11 protein-coding genes are annotated in these 16969 nt (G+C 44.7%); 4 read left to right on the top strand and 7 right to left on the bottom strand.

The features are described from left to right. Positions 1 to 51 precede the first annotated feature (51 nt). Positions 52 to 1653 carry a DUF445 family protein gene (locus G493_RS0125975; protein WP_028582682.1) on the top strand — a complete coding sequence of 534 codons (1602 nt, stop codon included), beginning with the start codon at positions 52 to 54 and terminating at the stop codon, positions 1651 to 1653. Between the two features lie 277 nt (positions 1654 to 1930). Further along, entirely contained in the window at positions 1931 to 3682 is a 1752-nt protein-coding gene (locus G493_RS31440; protein ID WP_232363839.1) for a chloride channel protein, read from the top strand. A gap of 137 nt (positions 3683 to 3819) precedes the next feature. Here the strand turns inward: G493_RS31440 and G493_RS0125965 are convergent, their stop codons facing one another. Then, positions 3820 to 5094, bottom strand: a complete 1275-nt coding sequence (locus G493_RS0125965; RefSeq protein ID WP_028582681.1) for a DUF6178 family protein — start codon at positions 5092 to 5094, stop codon at positions 3820 to 3822. 617 nt (positions 5095 to 5711) lie between these two features. Here G493_RS0125965 and G493_RS0125955 point away from each other — a divergent pair. Further along, positions 5712 to 7238 (top strand): glucan biosynthesis protein, encoded by a 1527-nt coding sequence (locus G493_RS0125955; RefSeq protein WP_028582680.1) that lies wholly within the window; start codon positions 5712 to 5714, stop codon positions 7236 to 7238. Next, positions 7235 to 9337 carry a glucans biosynthesis glucosyltransferase MdoH gene (gene mdoH, locus G493_RS0125950; RefSeq protein WP_028582679.1) on the top strand — a complete coding sequence of 701 codons (2103 nt, stop codon included), beginning with the start codon at positions 7235 to 7237 and terminating at the stop codon, positions 9335 to 9337. The genes G493_RS0125955 and mdoH overlap by 4 nt, the downstream gene beginning before the upstream one ends. A gap of 48 nt (positions 9338 to 9385) precedes the next feature. Here mdoH and G493_RS0125945 read toward each other — a convergent pair whose 3' ends face one another. The 6 genes from G493_RS0125945 to G493_RS32820 all read right to left on the bottom strand — a co-directional run. Continuing rightward, a complete protein-coding gene (locus tag G493_RS0125945; RefSeq protein ID WP_028582678.1) occupies positions 9386 to 10801 on the bottom strand; it encodes a Ni/Fe hydrogenase subunit alpha in 1416 nt (471 codons plus the stop codon). Positions 10802 to 10817: 16 nt separating this feature from the next. Continuing rightward, positions 10818 to 11357: an NADH-quinone oxidoreductase subunit B family protein gene (locus G493_RS0125940; RefSeq protein WP_028582677.1), complete on the bottom strand. Its 540-nt coding sequence runs from the start codon at positions 11355 to 11357 to the stop codon at positions 10818 to 10820. Between the two features lie 33 nt (positions 11358 to 11390). Next, a complete protein-coding gene (gene hoxU, locus G493_RS0125935) occupies positions 11391 to 12128 on the bottom strand; it encodes a bidirectional hydrogenase complex protein HoxU (protein WP_051309986.1) in 738 nt (245 codons plus the stop codon). 5 nt (positions 12129 to 12133) lie between these two features. Then, the gene (locus G493_RS0125930) at positions 12134 to 13774 is read right to left on the bottom strand and encodes a NuoF family protein (protein ID WP_028582675.1); all 1641 of its coding nucleotides are present in this window, start codon (positions 13772 to 13774) and stop codon (positions 12134 to 12136) included. After that, entirely contained in the window at positions 13758 to 14291 is a 534-nt protein-coding gene (gene hoxE, locus G493_RS0125925; protein WP_035276013.1) for a bidirectional hydrogenase complex protein HoxE, read from the bottom strand. Before hoxE ends, G493_RS0125930 begins: the two co-directional genes overlap by 17 nt. A gap of 367 nt (positions 14292 to 14658) precedes the next feature. Further along, positions 14659 to 16969: OmpA family protein (locus G493_RS32820; RefSeq protein ID WP_161629894.1), on the bottom strand; the 2311-nt coding region annotated here is incomplete at its 5' end.

Raw genomic sequence — 16969 nt, 5'->3', positions numbered from 1 at the left:
CATGTATGAACAGGCACTGATTCGATCAACAAATACCATTAGTAAACAACAATGATATCTGAGTTTTTACCCGCTGCAACCTATGCCGGGCCTCCTCTAATTGGTGCATTTATCGGTTATCTGACAAACAGGGTAGCCATCCGTATGCTTTTCAGGCCGTTAAAGGCCTGGCGAATATTTGGGGTTAGAGTCCCCATGACACCTGGGGTCATCCCCTCAAAAAGGCATGATCTGGCCGCCAATATTGGTGAAATGGTTGGAAGTCACCTTTTGACAAGTACAGAAATAGGAACCGCTCTCTCTACAGAACAGTTCCAACAGCATCTTCACAATATTATTTCAAATCGTCTTGCTGAGTTGTTGGATAAAGATCTGGGCACTTTATCATCTCTCATGCCTGAATCGCATAATGCCATGGTTTCCGGCGGATTGGAACAGTTCGCTCAAACGGCGGCTGCACGGATGACAGCATATTTCAGTACCGATGAATGGGAAAGACAGCTGCATGAAACCACGCAGGGACAATTGGAGAAGTTAGGCTCAGAACCTGTAGAGGTGTTCATTGATAAACGTACAAGGGAACAACTGTATGGCCTGGCTGGACAAATTTTCGGTTCGGTATTAGCCTCTTCAGAAACTGAAGAAAAAATAGGTTCAGTTTTTTTAGCCTGGTTTGAGGAGGGATGCAAGGCGGAGAAATGTCTTCGACAGGTATGTCCTGAGCAATTGGTCCAGATGTTACACGGTGTCATGGGAGACCAGGCTCCACAATTACTTGAACTCATGGGACGACAGCTAACCGAACCTGAGGTCCGAAGTAAAATTATCCAGGGAATACTTGGCGCAGTTGACCATTTCTTGGATTCTCTTGGGCCAATGGGAGCCATGGCAAAAGGATTCATTGACGCTGAAAACCTGGAGCAAAGCCTGGACACGTATCTACAGAGTAAGGAAGATGAAATACTCACCTGGTTGCAGAATCCCAAGTTGATAGAAAAGGTAACGATCGCGCTTCAGCAACACATTGATGGCCTGTTAGATGCAAGCTTTGCAGATATTAAGGACCACATTGGTGAGGAGAAACTACAGGCATTTTTGTATTCGCTTGCGCAGATGATATTGATGCCGTTCTCCAACCAGGAGGCGGGGGGCATGCAACGGTTGATTAAGGAGACTTGTGAGGCCTTTATTGCAAATGGCAGTATGACTGTTGATAGTCTTTTAGAAAAAATTAATGCGTCAAAAACAATTGATCAAAAAGAGTTTGCATTACATAAGGTCATTCTTGCCGTTACCAGAAGCAGCAATATTGAAAAAAATCTACAAAAATTTCTTTGTACAGCTGGTCATCGTCTCCTGGAGATACGTATCGGTCAACTTTCGACAATGATTCATCCTTCTATTCATGAGGCAATAACTGAATATGGTGTTATGACTCTGAACAGGGTTTTTCTCAAAGAAGTACCAGGCCTGGTGCAGTCATTGCAGATCAGCCAGTTGGTAACTGATAAAATTAACACGTTGGATTTATTGAAGCTTGAACAGTTGCTGCTATCAATTATGGAAGAGCAGTTTAAGTATATTAATCTCTTTGGAGCTATGCTGGGGTTTATTATTGGATTAATGAATTTATTCCTTTTGCAGCTTGGTTGAAGGGTTTGTGTTTGTTATTTCTTGTCAATTGTGATGCGCAGGATGTGTACTGTTGGTGTGTCTCGTTAAACAATGGTCAATGGTTCAATACGCCCAGTATGAAACCATTGATGCGAGGACGTTACCAAACCGATATATTCCATTTTTGGGTATTTATTAATGTTCGCGACCCTGAGAGACCATTACAAGTGGATAAAGTTTTTTTCACAGCTATTGTCTTAACGTAACTCAAAAATCTCGACACAGGACAAACACTGGCTATTCGGAGAGGATAACATTGAAACATTCTTTTAATCATATGTTGTTACCTCTGCTGATTGCTGTGACAATTGGTGCTCTGGCAGGTTTTGCTGCAGTGGCTTTTCGCTGGCTCATTGGCTGGGAACAGAGTTTTTTATGGCCGGCCGGAGCTGATTTTCTCCATCAGTATAGTTGCTCGCCCTGGTGGATGAAGGTGGGTATCCCCGCTGGGGCCGGACTTCTGTTGGGGCCGTTGCTTATGTATGTCGCTCCGGAAGCAAGGGGTACCGGCGTCCCAGAGGTGATGGTTGCTATTAACCAGCAAGATGGCATTATCCGTCATCGAATTACCGCTCTGAAAAGCTTTGTAACAGCTACTTTTGTTGCTGCAGGTAATTCCGTAGGCAGGGAGGGGCCCACTGTGCAGATAGGAGCCTCCATTGGCTCTTCTATAATTCAGCTTTTCCGCATGGGGCCGGAGCAACGTAAGCTTGCCATAGCCTGTGGCGCTGCCGCAGGTATAGCCTCTATTTTTCAGGCACCTATTGCCGGCACCATGTTTGTTGTAGAGATACTCCTGTTTGATTTGGAAGTGGGGTCTCTTTCTTCCATTGTCATCGCTGCTGTTACCGGCACCGTTGTCTCCAGGCTTTTCTGGGACAGAGAAACTGTATTTGAAATTCCTTTTTTTTCCCTGGAGCAGCCAATTGAGCTGATTTTTTACTTTGGACTCGGTATCGCTGCCGGTTTTTTCAGTCTATTATTTCTGTGGGCAATTTTCAAAACCAGTCAACTGTGGGAGCACTTGCGTATTCCTCCATGGTTGACGCCTTGCATCGGTGGTGTCATAGCGGGGTGTATTGGTCTTGCGGCTCCTGAAGCCCTTGGCCTTGGTACAACAACCATGCATAGTTCTCTTAATGGTTCACTTGTGTTCTCAGCGGTGCTGATCTTTCTTTTAGCCAAACTCATCTGCACCGCAGTTTGTGTCGGTTCTGGAATGAGTGGCGGAATATTCGCACCTTCTTTGTTTCAGGGAGCAATGCTGGGGTCACTTTTTGGTCATCTGGCAATCAGTGTTTGGCCCCAGGCTTTATTGTCGTCAGGCCATTTTGCCTTAGTCGGTATGGGAGCTGTGGTTGCCGGAACAACCTTGGCCCCGATCACTGCGATCATGACTATTTTTGAACTCACCTATAATTATGAAGTTGTCCTTCCATTGATGACCGCCTGTATACCAGCAATAATAGTGGTTCGGCTTCTGCATGGTTATTCTATTTATGAAACCACACTCCTAAATCGCGGAATAAAAATCGTCCGTGGACACGATGTCAATCGATTACGGGCTATTAGAATCAGCGACACTATGATTCGCAATTTTGAGACCATTCGAACCCATATGCCGTTGCAGGACGTAATGGATCTGGTGTTGACCAGTTCTTTTCCACACTTCGTTGTACTGGATTCTAAAGACAAATTAGCAGGAGTACTCAGCCTGCGCGATGTGCGTGCCGTTCTTCTTGACGACAGCCAGGATCAAGCGAGCGTGGTGGCTGCTGATTTAATGAGCCGCAAAGTAGTGACGGTGAGAGAGGATCAAAATCTTGAAGATGCGTTTCATATTTTTTCCAGTCGTCATTTTTCTTTTCTGCCGGTTGTTTCCCAGGACGCACCTGATACGGTGGTAGGTTATCTGAAAGAAGGGGATCTGTTAACAACCTATGACCAATATATCCTAAGTGAACAGGTTAAACCATCTGCCAGGTGGATTTGCAAATTGCCGGATTAGTTCAGCAATGTCAAAAGAGGAGACATTGTGATTGCATTCATGTACTTGTTCCAATCAGGATAAATACAAGAGAGATCATCGAGCTGCTGGGGACTCTTCGCGAACCATGGCTGTAAAATGAAGGGCTGAAATGCGGGCTACTCCTGATTCCTGCTACTGGCTGTTATATTCCAACCAATACGAAATAGTTTCACTAAACCGTTGTTGAATATTTGTTGTTTGATGGAATGCGGATGTATTTTCTGTCCTGAATCGAGAATATGTAACACTCCAGCTTGGCAGACCTGTATGGTTCTCTCGGCTGCTTCAACTGGTGTTAATTGCCTATTTGTACTGATATCTCCAGCAATTAAAACATTGGCAAGATAGTTGAGTTCATAAATATATTTGTTGAAATTTTGCGGTTCCTCTCTTTTAATCAGCTGAAGTGCCGAGGTAATATCCGCTTGAGGAGTCTTTTTTTCGGGTTCCATGGGTAATTTTTCTATCCCCAGAGAGACTTTTTTTGCAGTATCGGAAAACTGATAGCCAGTACCTGGGAAAGAGTTGGAAATGTATTCCAGAACCCCTGTACGGGACGTTTTGCTTCTCATTTGTGCACGTTCAGTCGGTGAAAACGCCGCAAAATAGCAACTGGTCAAATAATCATATTTTGGGGATGATATAAGTTCATCAAGAGTGGTTATCTGTGCTTGTTGTAGAAACGCTACAGCTGATTCAGGTGATACATACCCCTGTTTTTCCCTTCTCCCTTCCCGTGCAGCAGCCAAATCACTTTCCAGCATTTCGCAGGAAGTAAGAACTTGATATAACTCACCGTTATCTTGAATGTATTCTGTGGAAATATGGTTTATCGTCTCCAGCATTCTGTTTACCCGGTCACTGTCTTCATTATCAATATCCACCAGTATGGCAATAATCGCATCCCAGCTGGTTCCGGTTCTTGGAATAATGAAATAGTTGCTCCATTCCATTAAGCGATCACTATCAAGGAGTTTGTCAAGCAGATCGTCTTCAAAAGATCGAGCTGAATTCTGCATACGCAGCAAAAAGGATTCATGATCAATGACGATTAGATTTTCAGCCAGACCAAGGGTGAGTAATTCATCATCTATATCGTTGATAATTTTTTTAGCCGTATCAGCTGAGTGCTCCCAGGCTATTTCCAGCCAAAGTGCAAATTGATGGGGATCAAATTGTTCCCTTCCCCCTGGTTTGCTGTTTTTCCAGAATACGTTGTCAAAAATCTGGGTAAGTTGTGTGGGAGAGGCAAGTAACATGAAATCTCCTGCATCTTCCACCCCCACATGATCGATAACCTGTAGAAGTTGTTCGCCATCCAGTGCCTGGATAAGTTCCACGAGACGGGAATCCTCAATAAGCTGGTATATCAAGTCTAAGGTGGTGTTCATATGACGTTTGAAGTCTTATTTTTTTTGCATATAGATCTTGAGGGAAAAAACAAGTATTCAGGTCCTCTCTTTTTTCTCGTTTTCTTTTTTTATCCCATATTGTTATCTCAATAAATTGGAATGCTTTTTGCTTAAATGAAGTGTCGGACAATATGTCATATGGACTTCGTGAGCAATTTTTCATTACGCTCTTGAATTTATCCATATAATATCAAGTGTATATCTGTGGTGCAATTGGAAACATGTTTTGCTGCATGTCAGCATTATCTTAGGGTCACGGAAAATAATAGATATTCAAAAATTGCGTAGGATATCGGTATGGTAACATCGTCGCGTCAATGGTTCCATATCGGCCGTATTGAGCCATTTACGCGATGACGTTACCGAGTTGAGAGACAAGCAAGATTGGATAATTTATTTGTTCTGTGACCCTTAAGCGATATATCCATCAGATTATTAGGAAAGTGCATCAAGATGGAATGAGTTTTTTAACTTAAAATTAAATTGTTTCTAACGAAATTTTGATCTTATTGCATCCTTGAAAAATATATTTCCTGTGCACATTGCACGTGCTGCTAACTGAGTGCAGGTACTCTCGTTTTTAGAAGGAGTTGTCTATGAAAGGTTTGTCTACAGTGTTTGTTATATTCTTTTTTTTAGGGATGTCTTCGGTTTGTACAGCCCAGGAGGAGTCATCGCCTTTTCTCATTCAGGATGGGCCATTTAATCGGGAAATGGTCATTTCCTATGCTAGAAATCTGGCAAGAAAACCTTATCAACCAATTGAGCAGACCATACCTGACGCCATAAAGAATATGGACTACGATACCTATCGGAATATTGCCTTTTCGCCTAAACAGGCAATTTGGGCAAAAACGGATTTACCCTATCAGATGCAATTTTTCCTTCTTGGGCATATTTTTAAAAATCCGATTGAGGTTGGAATTGTTGAAAAGAATCGTGTTCATACAGTGCATTATCATCCTGAAATGTTTGTAAATCGCAACAATCCAGATCAATCCTTACCTAAGGAAGAAGTGGGCTTTTCAGGTTTCCGTCTTCATAATCCCATGAACAGGCCGGATTATTTTGATGAAGTAGTGGTTTTCCAAGGGGCAAGTTATTTCCGCTCGCTTGGTAAGAAACAGAATTACGGGCTTTCTGCAAGGGGATTGGCTGTACGTACCGGAGATCCTAAAGGTGAGGAGTTCCCGGTGTTTCGTTCATTCTGGATAGAAAAACCTACCACTAAAAGCAACTCTATTGTCGTTCATGCTCTCCTTGATAGTCCCAGTGTGGCTGGTGCCTATCGCTTTACCATTCGTCCTGGTGATAATACAATAATGGATGTCGAAGCCACATTGTTTCCAAGAACCGACATGGACAAAGTAGGGCTTTCTCCCTTGACCAGTATGTATATGTTCTCCATGAATGGAAGGGTGGCAGATGATTTCCGGCCGGAAGTCCATGATTCTGACGGGTTGTTGATGGAAACAGGTAAGGGAGAACGACTCTGGCGGCCTCTTGCGAATCCTCAGACATTGCAGATCTGTGTTTTTGCAGATTCTGCGCCTGTTGGTTTTGGGCTGATGCAGCGCGAACGTAATTTTTCATCCTATGAAGATCTTGAAGCAGCATACGAAAACAGACCTGGCCTCTGGGTTGCGCCTGTGGGAAACTGGGGGGATGGAAATGTCATTCTTGTGGAGATCCCGAGTCAATCTGAGATACATGATAACATTGTCGCATTTTGGAAACCCAGAGAACTGTTTAAAGCTGGAAGCGAGTATTCGTTCAGCTACAGACTTTCCTGGGGCAATGAATCCATAACAGATATAGCCCGGGTTGTTGCCACAAGAATGGGAAGGGCTGATGTTAAACATCCCACTCCTGATCGTTTGTTTGTTGTGGACTATACTGATCCTGATTTTGATGAAACAATTTTGCCAGATGCACAGGTGCTTGCATCTGCAGGGAAAATCAGCAATGTTGTTGTTCAAAAAAATCCACATGTGCATGGCTACAGAGTGAGTTTTCATTTACAGCCTGATGGTGTAGCACTCTCCGAGCTTCGGCTTGAATTAAAGTTTGAAGACAATAGAAAGGCTGAAACATGGCTCTATAGATGGACATCGAAATCATGAAAGTTACCCCAAGTAAGCTACCAGGGGAGATGCCCCCGCAATCTCTCTCTGTATGTAAGTTGAGAAAGGCTGTTTCTTCTTCTGCTGTTCGTTCTCGCGGGTACAGGAGAGTAATTGTCTTGGGGGGAGCAACGTTACTGACTGCATTTGCCGTAAATGAAATGCATCAGGTGTTTGCTGTCGGGGATACAGCCTGGACAGAGTATATTGTGGTTGCTCTCTTTGGTGCGACTTTTTTCTGGATTGCATTGGCTTGTGTCAGTGGTCTTTTTGGTTTTGGCCTTCGTATAGTATGTACAAAGAAACCCAAAATGAAAGAAAAGGTTGAGTCAAAAAATGTTATTTTAATCCCGACTTACAATGAAAATACCGCCCATGTGTTTGCCGCCATTGAGGCAATGGCCAATGGGCTTATACAGAACAATGCAGGGTTGAGTTTTGATTGGTTCGTTCTTTCCGATACAACAGAACCTGACATCTTTCTGCAGGAGGAAGAGGCGGTTCGAGTAATTCAGAAAAAACTCCAGGGGAAGGCGAATGTTTTCTACCGGAGACGCAGAGAAAATATTGGCAAAAAAGCAGGTAATGTTCAGGATTTTTGCGTTAACTGGGGGCGATTATACGATCATATGGTCGTGTTGGACGCTGACAGCTTGATGGAAGGAGAAACCATTATAGAGCTTGCCAGGAGAATGGAAGCCTGTCCGGACACTGGCTTGATTCAGACCATCCCATGTCTGATACGGGGTAAAACACTCATGGCCAGGCTCCAGCAGTTTGCGAACAGAATTTACGGGCCTGTAATTGGTACGGGACTGGCCTGGTGGGCAGATAAAGATGGGAATTTTTGGGGACACAACGCCATTATTCGGGTGAGCGCATTTATGGAAGCAGCTGGATTGCCGGTTTTGCCAGGCAAGCCTCCTTTCGGAGGACATGTGCTCAGCCACGATTTTGTTGAGGCTGCTTTTCTTCGCCGTGCCGGTTGGGTGGTGGACATTGCCTGGGATCTACAGGGATCGTATGAAGAAAGCCCACCGTCGCTTTTAGATATGGCAGTTCGCGATAGGCGCTGGTGCCAGGGTAATATGCAACATACAAGGATACTTTTTTCCAAAGGCCTTACCTTTGTAAGTCGAATGCACATGGTTACTGGAATAATGTCTTTTATGTGTTCTCCCTTGTGGCTGATGCTGGTATTGGCAGGGTTTGCCATGGCGCTGCAAACTCATTTTGTACGGCCGGAATATTTTCCCGCTACTTTTTCCCTGTTTCCTGTGTGGCCAATATTGGATGCTGAACGGGCGCTGCGTCTTTTTGCTGTGACCATGTCTGTACTTTTTTGTCCCAAATTTTTAGGTGTAATCGATAATCTCTGCAGACGCAGTTCTCGTAAAATCCTGGGCGGAGGATGGCAAATAGTGAAGAGTGCCTTGACTGAAGTCATTCTTTCCGCACTTATTGCGCCGGTTATGATGCTTATCCATACCGGTGCAGTCTGGTCTATACTCAGCGGCAGAGATAGTGGTTGGTCAGCTCAACGTCGTGATGACGGTTCTCTGCCTTGGTCAACAGTGATTTACAAGCACAGAGTTCATACATGTATTGGACTGCTTATGGCAGTGGGAGCAACATTTCATTCTGGTCAGCTTCTCGCCTGGATGATGCCTGCAATTATCGGTATGTTGCTTGCTATTCCTCTTTCCTATTGTACAGCCAGAAAAGACTGGGGGGAGTGGTTTCAGCATAAAGGTCTGTTGGTCACTCCGGAAGAGGTGTCCAGGCCTTATGTGCTTCAGGAGATGGAAGAACTTCTGCCATGGTATCAGGAAATGGTCAAAAGAACACCTAGGGTGAAAGACCTTATCCAGGATAAAAGCTGTGCTTTACGTCGGACATCGTTTATCATTCCCGTCCCTCAGCATCTCCGAGGTGTATTTACAACCAGAGAGGCTCAGGTCGTAGCCAAATGGAATGATGTACGGAACGCAGAGGATATTTTAGAGTTTATGAATAAAGACGAGCAGGCCTGGATTCTCTCCACACCGCAATATTATAAACAACTTCTTGAGTTGATTCCTCAGGTTGAGCCTGTTTAACGATTCGGTCTTTTTCTCGGCCATGTAGTTGGGGAGAAGCAGTCTTGTTCATATGGAATCCAGAAGTTTTCCATCATAATTGAGTAATTCAATGGCGGTAACCGGCCCTCTCACGGCATGAGTCGAACAGCTGAGACACGGATCAAAGGCCCTGATTACGGCTTGGAGACGATTAATAGCACCTTCAGACAGAGAAGAACCTTTCACCCATTTTTTTGCAACCTGAACCAGGCCTTTATTCATGGCAAGATTATTGTTCCCTGTTGCCACGATGAGGTTAACCCGCTCTATCAGTCCATCTGTATTAACATTATAATGATGGATAAGCGTTCCTCTGGGAGCTTCAACAATTCCTATTCCTTCATGGTAATTTGGTTGTGCATGGGCGCGAATATGTTTGCTTGTGATATTTGATTCCTGCAGTAACTGTTCTGCTGTTTCAAGGCAGTAAACAATTTCTACCAATCGAGCGAAATGATTATAAAACGAACTCAAAATAGGACCCTGTGCAAATAATCTGAACTGCTCCCACAATGTATGCGCCCATGGAGTAGGGCATCCATTTGCCACATTGAGCCTCGCAGCAGGACCAACCCTGTACATTCCAGCAGGATATCCCCTTGGTATATAAAACGGAGATTTCAAGTATGAATATTGTTCAGAGGCTTCGCCGATAATATCCTGATAGGCGGCTGCTGTTTGACATTGCTCCAGAATTGCACCATTTTCGTCAATACATCGCAGATTACCATGTACATGCTCGAGTTGGCCCGAACTGTTGGTGAGAGCGACAAAAAGCGTTGGGAAATTAGCAAAGTGTTCAATTTCATCTTGCCATTTTTTAAGTGATTCAATGAAGAGAGTAATAGCTCTCTCAAGAATAGCCTGCGCTTCCGGCAGACGTTCAAGCAGTGTATCTCGTTCATGCTCCTGCAGTGGAGTACGGACCCCACCAGGTACAACCCAGGCTGGATGAATGCGTTTTCCTGTTAAGCCTTCAATGATTTGCTGGCCAATTTGCCTGAGGCGAATACCGTCTTTGGCTATCTCAGGGTGACTTTGTAACATGTGAAACAGGTTACGTTTTTCTGCAGGTGCATCCATACCGAGAATTAAATCAGGGCCTGAAAGATGAAAGAAGCTTAAAGCATGGGACTGGATGAACTCGCCGCAATTCAGTAAAACCCGGAGTTTTTGTGCAGTTTCAGGGACTCTGATTCCTAGAATATCGTCGCAGGCTTTGGCAGATGCAAGGGAGTGACTGATCGGGCAAATTCCACATATTCTTTCTACCAGGGAAATCATCTCTGCAAATGGTCGGCCCTGACAAAATGTCTCAAATCCTCGAAATTGGGTCACATGCAGTTTGGCGTCAGCTACTTCTCCATTGGGCGCTAAATGGATGGATATCTTGCCATGACCTTCTATGCGTGTAATAGGTTCAATTATAATGGGTTGATCCATGATATTCCCCGTAGATTCAAGATCCAAATCTGCTCAATTTGCTGACATCAGGTTGCTTTCCCTGCAGCAGATGCGATAAGAGTGCGAAAATTGCTGACGCAGGAGGAGGACAGCCTGGGAGAAAATGGTCCACTTGAACATGTGCGTGCAGAGGTGTGACGTGTTCAAGAAGGGCTGGAACAAAACCGGTTGGTATCTGCGGATTGGCAGAAACATCTTTCTGATAGCTTGTGGCAAGAACGTCAGAGAGAGAAAATGAATTTCGCATGCTCGGGACATTACCGGTTACAGCGCAATCCCCCAGAGCGACCAGACATGCAGCACTTTTCCGTGCATTCATAAGGTGTTCTAGGTCTTTTTCAGAGCTTACAGCTCCTTCAATGAGGATAAGATCCACTGAAGCCGGAAGAGACGTTGAGTCAACCAGGGGACTGTAGACCATATCAAAGAGGTGAGCAATCTTTTCGAGGTGTTCGTCCATATCAAGTAAAGACATATGACACCCTGAACACCCGTCAAGCCAGATAGTTGCAATCTGCAATGTATTTATGGTCATCTTCGTACTCCTGCCTGGGATCATGCCATAGAATTATGTTGTAGATTCTGTATATCTCTTTTTCAGCATCTCTCCAACAGCCTTACCTTGTTCACTGAGAGCTCCGGTTGGACAGGCCTGAACACATTTTCCACATCCGGTACAGGTAACAGCTTCTTTCCAGGGCTGATTGAGATCAGCAGATACTCTGGATTTTATGCCTCGATGTATAATATCCCAGGTATGGGCTCCTTCAATCTCTGCACATACCCTCACGCAGCGACTGCAGAGTACACATCTGTTGGGGTCATGAATAAATCGCGTATTACTTGCATCAATTGCAAGTGATGGGAAGAGACCTGGGTAGCGAATATGGGTGATTCCTAGAGTTGAAGCTAATTGTTGCAGCTCACAATGACCGTTGGTAACACAGACAGAACAGATATGATTACGTTCACTGAGTAGAAGTTCAACAATTTTTTTTCTGTATTCTATAACACGTGGCGACTGGGTACGCACAATTATGCCCTCTGCAGGATGGGTAAGGCAGGCAGGGACCAGTTTGCCATAGCCTTCTACCTCAACCAGGCATACACGGCAGCCGCCGTAAGCAGAGATTCCTTCAAGGAAGCAGAGGGTAGGGATGTGTATATTGTGGGCTTGGGCAATAGTGAGCAGGGTGTCGTTGGGGTCGGCAGTTAGCTGTTGGCCATCGATGACCAGGGTAACAATATCTTCAGGATGAAGTGAATGGCGCTGCCGTACGCTATTTTGGAGTCTGTGATCTGTCATGGTCTTTATTTTCCAGTTAGCAGAGAGCAAACACCGGCTGGACAGTGTTGATCTTGAATATGGGAGATATATTCATCACGGAAAAAGCGAAGAGTACTGAGAACAGGGTTGGGAGCAGTCTGACCTAAACCACATAACGATGTTGATCGGACAAGATCACAAAGATCTTCAAGTTGTTCGAGGTCACTTAGTTGTGCTTGTCCTCGGGTTATTTTATCCAGAATGGTGTACATCTGCATGGTTCCAACTCTACATGGCACGCATTTACCGCATGATTCTGACGTGCAGAATTCCATAAAAAATTTCGCCACATCAACCATGCAGGAGCTTTGATCCAGAACGATCAACCCTCCTGATCCCATAATTGACCCGATTGAGGCCAGTGATTCATAGTCCATGGGGATATCCAGATGTTGTTTTGGAATGCAGCCACCTGAAGGTCCACCGGTTTGGGCTGCTTTAAATGTGCCGTTGTCGCTTATTCCACCACCAATATCAAAGATGATTTCACGTAAAGTCGTCCCCATGGGAACTTCTATGAGACCCGTTCGCTTCACCCGTCCTGCAAGGGCAAAAACTTTGGTTCCCTTGCTTTTATCTGTGCCGATACCAGCAAACCACGCACTCCCGCGAGTAAGAATAGGGGAGATGTTGGCGAATGTCTCTACATTGTTGATTAGAGTAGGGCAGCCTTTTATGCCTGATGTGGCAGGGTAGGGAGGTCTAGGTCGCGGTTTACCCGGCAGACCTTCAATGGATGCTATTATGGCTGTTTCTTCACCACAAACGAATGCACCAGCACCCAATCGTATAGTCAAAGAAAAATGAAAGGATGAGTTAAAAATATTGTTACCAAGGAGACCAAATTTTTCTGCCTGTCTGATAGCCGTACGCAGGCGTTGAACCGCTAGAGGGTATTCTGCCCGTACATAAATATATCCAGCCTGAGCGCCTACGGCATATCCGGCAATTGCCATACCTTCCAACACGCTGTGTGGATCACTTTCAAGGACACTCCGGTCCATAAATGCTCCCGGATCCCCCTCGTCCGCATTACAGATCACATATTTCTGGGTGCTCTTTGTTTTAGCAACAGCAGACCATTTCAGGCCTGTGGGATATCCGGCTCCGCCTCGTCCTCGTAAACCGCTTTGCTGAATTTGTGATAGAATTTCTCCGGGATGCATATTACGTATGGCCTGATACAATGCTTTGTAACCGCCAACAGCAATATATTCTTCTATGCGTTCTGGGTTAATGGAGCCACTGTTGCGTAAGACAATTGGATTTTGTCTGGTGAAGAAAAGGGATTGCCCGGGATCAATTGCACTGGGCCTTGGCAGGGACGACTCAGAGAGAAGAATAGCTTTTGAGGTATTTATTTGCACATGGGAATAAAGCGTCCCTTCAGGGTGCACTGAAACAAGCGGTCCTTCTTTGCATAATCCCAGGCAGCCTACAGGCTTAATTTCAGTTTCTCCCATGGCCTGCTGTCTGGCAGTCTGCTGTAACTGTTGCGTTAGGTCTGCGTCCTGGCAGGACAGGCAACTGGCAGCACAGCACACTCTGATCTGTCTGGAAAATTGCTGCTGTCTGCTCAGTTCTTTTTCCGCAATATCGTTCAGTTCTTCAAGTGTCAGCGACATGATCCCTCCAGTCCTGCAACTGTTTAAGAACATTTTTAGGGGTTAATTGCCCCATGACCTTATCGTCAAAAATAGCGGCAGGTGCCAGACCACATGAACCAAGACAACGGGCAGTTAACAGAGAAATCTCTCCGTCGCTTGTTGTTTCGCCAGGTGAAATATGATGTTTCTCTGTAATTGCTTTTTCAATGGATTCTGCTCCTGCAATATAGCATGCGGTTCCCATGCATAAGACACAGCGGTGTTTTCCCGGAGGTTTGAGCGTGAAATAGTGGTAAAAGGTTGCTACGGCATAGACCCTGGACAGAGGCAGATGCAGCATATGGCTGATATAGCGCATCGTTTCCAATGTAATACAGCCGAAAGAATCTTGCGCAGCATGCAAGGTCTCTATGAGGGCATCCGGTTGATAGTTATGAAGGCACATGATACGATTAACCATGCGATATTGAGGGTCTTTTGTTTTACTGAGTGCGGAGTCGAGTGGCGTGTCTACTGCTTCAGCATTGGTTTGCATGATAACTCCTGTGCTGAATAAAAGGCAATATACTGCCAAGAAGTGATTTTACAGTATTATATGACTATTCTTCGGCTATTACCAGAGTGTGCTGTTGAAAAATATAAGTAGTGTCTGTCCATAGAGGAGAATTTTTGCTTAAGTTTAGGCAATAGTAATCAACCGAGCAAACAATACATTGTACCAATGATATAGAGCTGATATCGGAAGTCTGCCGTAATTTAAAAACAGTTACATGTGAGAGCTAAAAAAAATATGGAGGTATTTTCCCAGCGTATGATTGCATTTCATCAATGTTCATAGAATCAAAAAAAGGGCTTTGCCATGATAGGCAAAGCCCTTTTTATTTTCAATGCTCAAAGCGTGTTTACTCTGTGATGGGATGGAGTTCCACACGTCTGTTTTTAGCTCGCCCAGCTGCGGTTCCGTTGTCAGCAATTGGATTTGCTGGTCCATATCCTTTAACGATAAAGCGTTCCGCAGCAAGTTCTTTGCTGATGAAATAATCTGCTACGGCCTGGGCTCGCTTTTGTGAAACCTGCATGTTGCGAGTCTCTTCACCTATGGAATCTGTAAAGCCCGCTACTTCGAGCTGTATAGCTGGAAAGCCTGCTAGAATTGCCACCACTTTATCCAGCCCTTGTTTTGCCTCATCGGTTAAAACTGCAGTACCTGTTTTAAAAGTGACGCCTTCAAGAATAATGGCAGCCTCAGGGAGACATCCCATTGTATTTACCGTAGAGCCTTGTTCTGTGGCCGGGCAGAGGTCCAGGCGATCAACAACGCCATCTTGGTCTGTATCAGCTTCACATCCTGTGGCATCAACAGTTACACCCTCAGGTGTATCGGTACAGGCATCCTGGGCATCATTGACGCCATCATTGTCACTGTCGGTTGTCTGCATCAACATTTGCTCATTTTTGTTTTGCAATGCGTTGATTTTCTCTTGCAGTGAGGATATCTGTGTCTGTGAAGCCTCAGCCGTTTTATTACTTTCAGCCAGTTGAGATTCCAGGCTTGTCTTTATTTTCTGCAGCTCAATAACATTTTCTGCAGCTGTTCTCAGCTCTTGTGTTTTGTCTTCAAGCTGTTGGTTAAGGGCCTGGATTTGTTGCGTGGTCTTTTCCTGCTCTGCCTGCATGGTATCCAGTTGAGATTTCAGTTGGTCTACTTGGGTTTTTAATGCTGTTATGAGGTCTTGGCTTTCCTGTTGCTGCTGTACCATTTCTTGATTTATTTCAGGCTTATCCGCTAACTCTTCAGAGAGCTGAGTTATTTTTTCGGAGGAGGATTGCAACTGGGTTTCGAGACTGGCTATCTTTTCTTCACTGGAAGCAAGACTTGTTGTGAGCCGCTCAATTTGTTGTTTATTTTGAGTGGCATTCTGCTCAGCTTGTTGTTGAGCAGCTTTGGCATCCTCAAATTGTTGACTGACCTTTTCGAGTTTAGCGTTAAGATCTGCAATGACATCCTGTTCACTGGTTACCTCGGCCAATTTGACTTTGGCAATGGTCAGAGCATCGACATTTTTCTGCAATGACACCTTCAGTTCGTCAAACTTGTTTGCTGTTTGCTGCAGTGATTCTACTTTTTCCCCCAACGCGTTTTTCTGTTGCAGTAACTTATCCAGTTCTTGAGAAAGCTCATTGATACGAGTTTCTTTGCTTTCAACATTATCAGCTAGCTGAGAAATTTGTTGTGAGGATTGTTCAAGCTGTTCCTTTAACGGTGTAAGTGCAGAGATGCTCTGTTGTGCCTCAGCTAAAGCTGCTTCTTTTGCCGAAACAGTCTCATTGAGTTTCGCATTGGCCTGCTGCAGCTGTTGCAGTTGTTCCTGCATGGCAGGAAGAGTTTCAAGCTGTGCCTGAATTGCTGCAAGTGCTGTTTCTTTCTCTTGAAGAGTAGCGCTGAGTTCGGCCTGTCTGTTCGTTGATTCTTCCAGTTGGGTTTGTATATCAGGAAGTGTTTCAAGTTTGGCGTTTACTTCTGCAAGTGCAGCGTCCTTTTGATCTATTACTTCGCTGAGTTTTGTAGTTTCCGCTTCTAATGTCATAAAATTTTCAAGCTTCGTGTTTGCTTCGGTAAGTATGACATCTTTTTGTTCAAGCGCGGTTTGGAGTTCTGTAAGTTGTTCAGGCAGCAGGGTGAGTTCTTCAAGCTTGGCCGTAGCTTCAGTCAATGCACTTTGTTTCTGCTGAATTGTTTCTTTCAGCTGGACGATTTCCTCCTGTAATGGTGCAAGCTCAGCGATTCTAGCTTTGGCCTGAGTGAGTTCAGCATCTTTCTGTTCCAGGGCAGTCTGGGATTCGTTAAGTTGATCAGGTAGAGGAGCAAGTTGTTCAGCTTTGGCTGTAAGTTCCGTGAGAATGGTTTCCTTTTGTATGATATCCTCTTGGAGTTTTTTAAGCTTTTCTGGTAGAGGTGCAAGTTCCGCTATTTTAGCATTTGCTTGGGTGAGTGCAGCATTCTTCTGCTCCAGGGCAGTCTGGAGTTCACCGAGCTGTTCAGGTAGAGGCGCGAGTTGATTAGCCTTGGCTGTGACTTCATTTAAAGCAACCTCTTTGTTTTCTAAAGAAGCTTTGAGCTGTTGAACTTGATCTGAAAGCTGAACGAGATCAGAAATTTTCGAGTTAGCCTCTGCAAGCTCAGCCTCTTTTTGTTGCAGAGTTGACTGGAGT

The sequence above is a fragment of the Desulfogranum japonicum DSM 18378 genome (genome assembly GCF_000429945.1).
Lineage (GTDB): Bacteria > Desulfobacterota > Desulfobulbia > Desulfobulbales > Desulfobulbaceae > Desulfogranum > Desulfogranum japonicum.
Note: the sequence above shows the minus strand (reverse complement) of the source record. Positions and strands in the feature narration are given on the sequence as shown.